This window comes from Aporhodopirellula sallentina SM41 (assembly GCF_000346505.1).
In the GTDB taxonomy this organism is placed as follows: domain Bacteria; phylum Planctomycetota; class Planctomycetia; order Pirellulales; family Pirellulaceae; genus Rhodopirellula; species Rhodopirellula sallentina.
This window is the reverse complement of record NZ_ANOH01000291.1, coordinates 1-7,382: the sequence shown is the minus strand read 5'-3', so window position 1 is coordinate 7,382 and position 7,382 is coordinate 1. Positions and strand designations below refer to the sequence as shown.

The following is a 7,382-nucleotide window of genomic DNA, read 5'->3' as shown; positions in this document are numbered from 1 at the left end:
CTTGAGATTCCAAACAGCGATGACCTGACCAACGTCAAAGCGTATTTGCAGAATTGGCTGTCCGCTTTGGATAACGATCCGAAGTTCATTTTCAAGGCGTCAACCGCTGCGAGCAAAGCCGCCGATTTCGTGCTGAGTTTCAGTCGCCAAGAAGAACCGGTTGCGGTTTAGTCCATCATGATCGAAGAGCCAGCGATTTCACGTCGCTGGCTCTTTTCATTGGTGTTCGATTCATCGGACCAGTCTTGATCTCTGTAACGGCAACCGCCCCTCAACGGAGACAAGAAGATGACGACGGCAACACTGACAGAGTGCGAAGTATTGGACCTCGCAAACGAATTGGCTGGCAATTGGAAACGGATGGATTGCTTCGCTTGGTTTCGGGAACGTGAGATCGATGACAGCGACCAGTGGGCAATCATCTACACGCACCATCGTGAGTCGGGACTTCTGGAACGAAGCAATGCAGGTGTGATCGGAAAGGCCATGATGCCGTTCACGGAAAAAGATGATGACGATCCCGATGTCGTGATGGAAACGCACAGTCACTTTGCGGTGGGCTGGATCGCTGGTTTCTCGATTCGATGCTTGGACGAAGAGGGCATAGTGACCGAAGCGTTCAAGCGATATGCCGAACTGCATGTGGCAATGGACCAGTATTCGATTCTGGATGAGGAGGACTACTCGAATCGTGAGTACGAAGCGACTGTTGAAAACATTGTCGATGCCGCAAAGTCACTCAATGATGAATATGAGTTGTCAGACGACTGGCAATACCAAGTCTATTCGTGGTTGTCGGACAACGAATGCGGCGAACTTGAAAGCACAAGCGACCACGGCGGGTGTCCATCCGAAGAAGCGTTGCTGCGTGCGATGAACGCCCTCTTCAAACGAAATGAAACCGAGTAGTTGGACCATTGATCGTGAGCACCGACCAACTTCGGTCGGTGCTCATCGACCAAGGTCAGCAATGAAACGATCACTGAAACAAGCCATTCGAGACAACCGCCGTCATTACAAATACGAGCGGATGCTTCGACGCCTTCGATTGAACATCTTCGAGTACGAGGATCAAGGCAAACTCGAAAAGGCCCAACGAATCATCACCAAGTGCAAAGCGATTTGCGGACCACGATGGGAACAAAGGCAGAAGCGACTTGCGGACAAACACGCTGAACGACTTTGGAGCCGATAAGGCCACGGCTGTCTATCGATGAGTCAACGCTGGCTCATCGTCAAACATATTTGCACCGGAGAAAGATTGCATGGGCTGGCTATTTCGGGAAGGCATCACTCGCAAGGAGTTGATTGAGGACCGGACATCAGCATGGGAGCGAACGACCGGTGACTTGCTTATCAGGTCAAACTGCTTAGCTCGCTGCTATCGAGGCGGATCATTCAGCGGAGTCTTGTGGGCGGTCTGGGAACGAACGTTTTCAATCGAAGGAATCGAATCGCAACCAGCGGAACGATGGATCACTTGCGACCTGATTCAATATCAACGCAACAGCGGTTGGGGCTACAAAGATTTGGATGAATCGATGGGACCGTATTTCTACTCGTGTCCGATGAAGTATCTCAACTTGGTTCCGATTGAACAATTTGGCGGCAACGCAGACTGGCGTTCGCAAGTGATTTCACATCACAAGAATAAGCGTGAGAAGCGAATGAGTCTGGCAAAGTGATATGCGGACCACGATGGGAACAAAGGCAGAAGCGACTAGCGGACAAACATGCTGATCGGCTTTGGAATCTTTAGGCACTTGACAAACCAGTCGGGGACCGGACCAATTCGAGGATGAACAACGAAATGAAAAACTCAGAACCGATCATCACCAGCCTCAGTCACGTCGTCGGACAACGACGTGCCGTGAACGTACTGCGTACCGCACTCGATGCGTACTGGCATGACCGATCACGCAGTGGCGGTGAAGGAGCGTTCCCACACCTGCTGATGTGCGGACCAGGCGGCACGGGAAAGACGTTACTGACCGAGTTGATCGCCAAGGAACTTTGTACCGAGTGCCATGTCGAACTCGCTCAGAACATCGGCAACATTGGACAGATACAAGGTCTGCTAATGATGCTGGAACCAGAACACATTTTGTTGATCGATGAAATTCACGAACTGAGCGAGACGATTCAAGTGTCGTTGTATCGAGCCATCGAAGAACGAAAACTGTTCCTTGGTGGCAATCGTAAACCGGTGAATTTGCCGCCATTTACACTCATTGGGGCGACGACGGACGAGTACCTGCTTACGACCTCGATGAGGGACCGCTTCAAGATACTGCTTCGACTCGAACACTACAGCAACGACGAGATGTTGCTGTTGATTTCGCAACGAGCGGTGCGGCTTGGTTGGGAGATTGATTTGAAGTCGATGGGAGAACTGGCGTATCGAAGTCGTGGTGTTCCAAGACTGGCGGTGCGTTTGCTCGACTCGGCAAAACGTGTTGCGTCATCGAAGGGTTCCGATGTTATCGAGCAAGCTCACGTCGATGAAATGCTCGTCATGGAAGGCTTCGATTCACTCGGCTTTGATCCGGTGGAGCAACGATATTTGAGATTGCTGAAGGAGCACCAGGGACCGATTCGCTTGAACGTGATCGCAACGACTTTGGGTTTGCCAAAACAAACCATCGAGATGTTTGAGCGTGACTTCATTCGCCTTGGTTTGATCACCAAAGGCGACAAGGGGCGGTCGCTGACACCAATGGGAATTGAACATCTGGGCGGAATTCACGCCTGATTTTTTGTGCTTGAACTATCCGATTTTTGCAAGGAAACCATTTGATGAGTGTAGGGACCGTGACCGATAACCAACCGAAAGCTGCCATCACAGTGAGTCGAATGTGTTCGCTGTTAGGCATGAGTCGTAGTCAGTTCTATTGGCACATCAAGAAGGGAACGTTCCACGAACCGCTTCGACTCAGCAACGGACGGCCCTACTTCAATGCCTCTCAAGTTGAGGACAACGTGAAGGCGAAAGAACTCGGGATCGGCGTGAATGGTGAATACGTTTTGTTCTATCAGCGAGACAACGAGCCGAAGGCAACGGCATCGAAGCTAGTTGAAAAGCCAAAGCCGAAACAAGACTTCACCGAGTTGCTCGATGGTCTTTCGTCGCTTGGTCTATCGGGATTGACAACAACGTCGGTCACTGCTGCGGTCGAACACTGCTACCCGCAGGGGACCGATGGTCACGATGAAAACGACATTCTCCGTACAGTTTTCCGACACTTAAAGCGTGCGGGGTCTGTGTGATTGATTGCCGAAATGTGATCGGTGAGTGTGCGTTGTCTGTTGCGGTAGTGACGAAGTGCGTTCGGACCAAGTGCGAGAAGCATCAGAGTTTGATCGAAGTGTGTTCAGTTGGTGTCAAAAACCCTTGCGAAAGGTGTACGAAAGATGTCAGAAGTTGAAAAGAAACTATCCGAAGACTGTTCGGAATTACGCATGATAAGTCGGGTTATCTTGCGTTCGCCTGAATTTGGCAGCGAAACACTCGGACCGATCATTCAACAAGCCGACAACGATGATCAACTGATCGAGATTTGGCTACATGGTCGTCCCAAGCATACCCAGCGAGCCTATCGCCGAGAGATCATAAAATTCCTCGATGCGACGAACATGCAACTTCGGTCAATCCGCCTGATCGACATTCAGAAGTACACCGACACCATGCCATCGTGCCTGAAGCCGTCGTCGGTCAAACGAGCGTTGTCGGCCATCAAGAGCTTGTTCGCCTTCGGCTTCCAGTTGGGCTACTTGTCTTTTGATATCGGTCGGGCGATGAAGTTACCGACATTCCGTGACGAACTGGCGGACCGAATCCTTGCTGAGGTCGAAGTGCTAAGAATAATTTCGCTTGAACCACAGCCACGGAATCGAGCGATCTTGTTGACACTGTACGCAGGTGGCTTTCGAGTCTCGGAAATTTGCTCACTCAAGTGGCGCCATTTGCACGAGCGTGTTTCGACAGGCCAGATCACGGTCTATGGCAAGGGCGGAAAAACTCGGACCGTATTGATGCCTCAAAGCGTATGGGAGACTTTGCTAAAACTACGTGGAACTAACTCATTGGATGCGCCAGTGTTTCGAAGTCGAAAGAAGGGGCACCTTGATGAGTCTGCTGTTTGGCGAATCGTCAACAAAGCATCGGAACGAGCAGGGATCGAAAAAGATGTGTCCTGTCATTGGCTGCGCCATGCCCATGCGAGTCATGCGTTGGACCGTGGATGCCCAATACACCTAGTTCAAGCAACGTTGGGGCATTCGTCGATTTCGACAACCGGTCGATATCTTCATGCAAAGCCATCAGACTCTAGCGGAAATTATCTAGCGTTTTGAGACAATGTGACGTGCCAAAATCGAAATTGGGGGATTTATGATTAGCGAAAACGACGACGATGATTTGGAATCCTTGCTTAACGAGTTTGACTTTGAGAAATGGGAACGGGACCGGATTTCCCAAGAAGACGAAGGCTTCGAGTTTAACTTTGGCGGGTCAACGAGCGGTGGTGATGTTTCAGGTTATGTTGGACTGAGTGACGACGTTGACCAGGAAGCAAGAAGACTCATTCTGAAAAAATTTCAGGGAGAAGTGATTCTCGATTGTCGTTCGGAAGTGCTAATGATCTTCACCAACAATACGTTCGCACTGCTTTTCCGATTGACACATGGTCGGCAAATCTTGGGCTATGGCGAAGGCTTAGGGAAATTGTTTCGGGGCAAACTGATCGTTGGCCTAACCAATGAGCAAATTCAGGCTGAAGCGTTTGACTTCTGCCGTACTTATTCAGTGTTGGATGGAAAGGGTGAGCCACTTTTGGCGCTGGATTGAAATGACTTCTCCAAGCTGAAGGATGACCCACTCTTGATTTGTCTCCGCTGTTGTCACGGAACTTGGACCGATTCCTAGCACTACAAGCCTATCTTCCACACTCATAGAGAATTCAAATGACGACAAGTTCGATGACTGCGATTGCGAAGGGTTCCGACGAGATTCAATGTAAAGCGGCGAGCGATGCGAACGCCGTGCAAGACGGTGTGAACATCGTCGCCATTGTGGGTTCCTTTCATCGGCATTTGTTGGCGCTGCATAACAATGGGGTACGTGGTGACGATTTAAGCAACCATCCTGTCGCTCTCAGCTTCACGAGCAAACTTAATTCGCTTTGTCGGATGTCTATCGTTCGAGAGATGAACGCACTGGATTTCGTGCGACAAATCGAACGAGGCGAATCGGTCGAGTACGAAGTGATTCCAATTCGATAGTCAGCGGACCGTCCCGTCGTGGTGTTGGCAATTAACATCACCACGACTGGGAACCGCAATGACGACTACACGCTGCGAACGACAGGGACAAATCGAAATCGGGATCATCGAGCACGAAGGGCGAGAGTTTGTCGCTCTCGGTGCATCGGTGGTCGGGCGAAACCTTACGGGCTACACCAAGTCGGACCGATACGGAATCACTCTGAGAACTTGGTGCGGAAAGACAATGCTCGATTGTCGTTGCGAAATTGTTGAGCGGTACTGGTCGGGTTCTTTGGCGCTCATGTTCTGTTTGGCAAATGGTCGCTTCATAGTCGGTTACGCATTGGACGAAGACGGAATGCTTTTTCGTGGCGAACTGATCGATGATTGTGATGAGGACGATGCTCAACGAGAAGCTCGTCGCATTGCCAACTACTTCGCTGATCTCGACGCCGAAGATGAGGAAGCTTTTCACGCAGAACTCGCTGAGGCATGATCGGACCGCAGCTTTGATCGTGTTATCGGAGTTCGGTTCCTCGGTCGAACAACCGATCAACATAAGCGTCACTTCGTTGGATAGCCAATTTTGCCTTGAGCAACACCATTTTCACTTTTCGGTTGGTGGCAGTTTCAGATGTGCCAAGTTCTTCCCAGGTCGAAAGTGCCTGAAGCAGGACTGCGTAGTCTTCGTCAGTGAAGGCAGGGTCATGGACGGTCATTTGTCGATCCAGTTTGGCAGAACGGATTGGAATTGATCGGACCGAAGCCGTGCTTGTGTCAACCAACCCTCAACAGAAAACACGAGCATGGCAACGATCAAAGCAAACGGTACCATTAACGGTCACGAACTCAAGGATATTGAAGTCGTCAATCCCGGCGACTGGTTCGGCAAGACGTGGCTGATTGAGATTGGCGGAAGTTACTCATCACACTATCTCGTCATCGAAGCGGACAGCATGTCCGACGCCATCGATGAACTGGCGGACTCCGAGAAACATGGTCATCACATCGTCGTTGAAGACGAGTATCTCGGAGACTACGTAGAAGACAGCCGCCACTACGGACCAAGCGGGCAAGTTCTCGATCTTGACCACATCATGATCCACGGACAAGAGGGAAGCGACACGCCGTTCCCTTGTATGTACCACGGCGATGGCTTGCCATCTGAAGGCGTGAAGCCAACTGAATTTTGCTGGGATGAGATCGAGTCGTAACAACTGTTTTAACAAAGAGCCGAGACAAGGAAGTCTCGGCTCTTTTCGTTTGCGGACTCATCGTCGAACTGTATTGGACCTGCCTTCTAAAGCATCACTAACTCACTGCGCCAAAGGGAACCAAACATGGTCGCCATGAACGACAGAAAGCCACGATTTGCACTTGGTCAGGTTGTTGCCACACCAGGAGCATTGGACGCACTGGAAACAGCAAAGCAAACGCCGATTGAATTCATTCAACGTCACGTTGTTCTCGATCAAGGTGAACTCGACGAAGAGGACCAACAGACGAACTTGGAAGCAGTCGCCAACAGCGAGCGAGTTCTTTCGAGTTACCTCCTGAGCGATGGCACCAAGATTTGGATCATCACTGAAGCGGATCGAAGCTCGACTTGCTTGTTGCTTCCAGAAGAGTATTGATCGGACCAATCTCAATCAACAGAACAACACACGTCACTCCTTCAAAGGACAATCGAATGACCGATGAAACTGAAACGATCCGCCGTGAGATGCTCACCGAGATCAACGCCGAACCGGGTAGCCGTGAATATCTGGAAGCAAAGCACGGGCAAGTCTGGGATACAAGCGAACTACAAAAAGAGTTTGATGTGCTTGGGTTCATGGCACCGCTCGTAGTCGCCAGCCGCAAGTCGGATGGGACCAAAGGCTCCTTAATGTTCCAAGGCAGTCCACGATTTTACTTCGGCTGGTCGCCAGAGTAATGAAGTGGTTGGATGCGGGTTCGCCGTGCTACGGTGCGGCGAACCTTCCTTTGTTCAGTGACAAGAGGTTCGAGCGTTGATCGATCATCGACATCTTCATGGCGGACCGAGCCGCCGTCTCGTCAAAGAAGTTCGATCTCATCTTTGGCGCCACGGAATGCGACCAGTGGACGAGCCGTGGCAA

At 50.8% G+C, this 7,382-nt stretch carries 13 protein-coding genes; 12 read left to right on the top strand and 1 reads right to left on the bottom strand.

Going from position 1 to position 7,382, the window contains the following annotated elements:
* Positions 1-288: 288 nt before the first annotated feature.
* The 9 genes from RSSM_RS20015 (at position 289) to RSSM_RS19975 (ending at position 5,758) form a co-directional block, all read left to right on the top strand.
* On the top strand, positions 289-909 hold the full coding sequence (locus tag RSSM_RS20015) for a hypothetical protein (protein WP_008682898.1): 621 nt from the start codon (positions 289-291) through the stop codon (positions 907-909).
* Between the two features lie 61 nt (positions 910-970).
* Positions 971-1,195, top strand: coding sequence for a hypothetical protein (locus tag RSSM_RS20010; RefSeq protein ID WP_008682895.1), 225 nt, complete (start codon positions 971-973; stop codon positions 1,193-1,195).
* A gap of 70 nt (positions 1,196-1,265) precedes the next feature.
* A complete protein-coding gene (locus tag RSSM_RS20005) occupies positions 1,266-1,685 on the top strand; it encodes a hypothetical protein (protein ID WP_044303106.1) in 420 nt (139 codons plus the stop codon).
* Positions 1,686-1,810: 125 nt separating this feature from the next.
* Positions 1,811-2,752 (top strand): Holliday junction DNA helicase RuvB C-terminal domain-containing protein, encoded by a 942-nt coding sequence (locus RSSM_RS20000; RefSeq protein WP_144059978.1) that lies wholly within the window; start codon positions 1,811-1,813, stop codon positions 2,750-2,752.
* Positions 2,753-2,796: 44 nt separating this feature from the next.
* The gene (locus tag RSSM_RS19995) at positions 2,797-3,267 is read left to right on the top strand and encodes a helix-turn-helix transcriptional regulator (protein WP_144059977.1); all 471 of its coding nucleotides are present in this window, start codon (positions 2,797-2,799) and stop codon (positions 3,265-3,267) included.
* A 144-nt stretch (positions 3,268-3,411) separates the two neighbouring features.
* On the top strand, positions 3,412-4,353 hold the full coding sequence (locus RSSM_RS19990) for a tyrosine-type recombinase/integrase (RefSeq protein ID WP_144059976.1): 942 nt from the start codon (positions 3,412-3,414) through the stop codon (positions 4,351-4,353).
* A gap of 37 nt (positions 4,354-4,390) precedes the next feature.
* Positions 4,391-4,846, top strand: coding sequence for a hypothetical protein (locus RSSM_RS19985; RefSeq protein ID WP_008682884.1), 456 nt, complete (start codon positions 4,391-4,393; stop codon positions 4,844-4,846).
* Positions 4,847-4,962: 116 nt separating this feature from the next.
* The gene (locus RSSM_RS19980) at positions 4,963-5,280 is read left to right on the top strand and encodes a hypothetical protein (RefSeq protein ID WP_144059975.1); all 318 of its coding nucleotides are present in this window, start codon (positions 4,963-4,965) and stop codon (positions 5,278-5,280) included.
* 58 nt (positions 5,281-5,338) lie between these two features.
* Positions 5,339-5,758, top strand: coding sequence for a hypothetical protein (locus RSSM_RS19975; protein ID WP_008682880.1), 420 nt, complete (start codon positions 5,339-5,341; stop codon positions 5,756-5,758).
* Positions 5,759-5,780: 22 nt separating this feature from the next.
* Here the strand turns inward: RSSM_RS19975 and RSSM_RS19970 are convergent, their stop codons facing one another.
* Complete coding sequence (locus RSSM_RS19970) at positions 5,781-5,981, bottom strand: hypothetical protein (RefSeq protein WP_008682877.1); 201 nt, start codon at positions 5,979-5,981, stop codon at positions 5,781-5,783.
* An 87-nt stretch (positions 5,982-6,068) separates the two neighbouring features.
* Here RSSM_RS19970 and RSSM_RS19965 point away from each other — a divergent pair, with 87 nt between their 5' ends.
* From RSSM_RS19965 to RSSM_RS19955, 3 genes are all read left to right on the top strand, one after another.
* Entirely contained in the window at positions 6,069-6,476 is a 408-nt protein-coding gene (locus RSSM_RS19965; protein ID WP_008682874.1) for a hypothetical protein, read from the top strand.
* A 135-nt stretch (positions 6,477-6,611) separates the two neighbouring features.
* Positions 6,612-6,896, top strand: a complete 285-nt coding sequence (locus tag RSSM_RS19960) for a hypothetical protein (RefSeq protein WP_201767214.1) — start codon at positions 6,612-6,614, stop codon at positions 6,894-6,896.
* A gap of 56 nt (positions 6,897-6,952) precedes the next feature.
* Entirely contained in the window at positions 6,953-7,198 is a 246-nt protein-coding gene (locus RSSM_RS19955) for a hypothetical protein (protein WP_008682870.1), read from the top strand.
* The last annotated feature ends 184 nt before the right edge of the window (positions 7,199-7,382 follow it).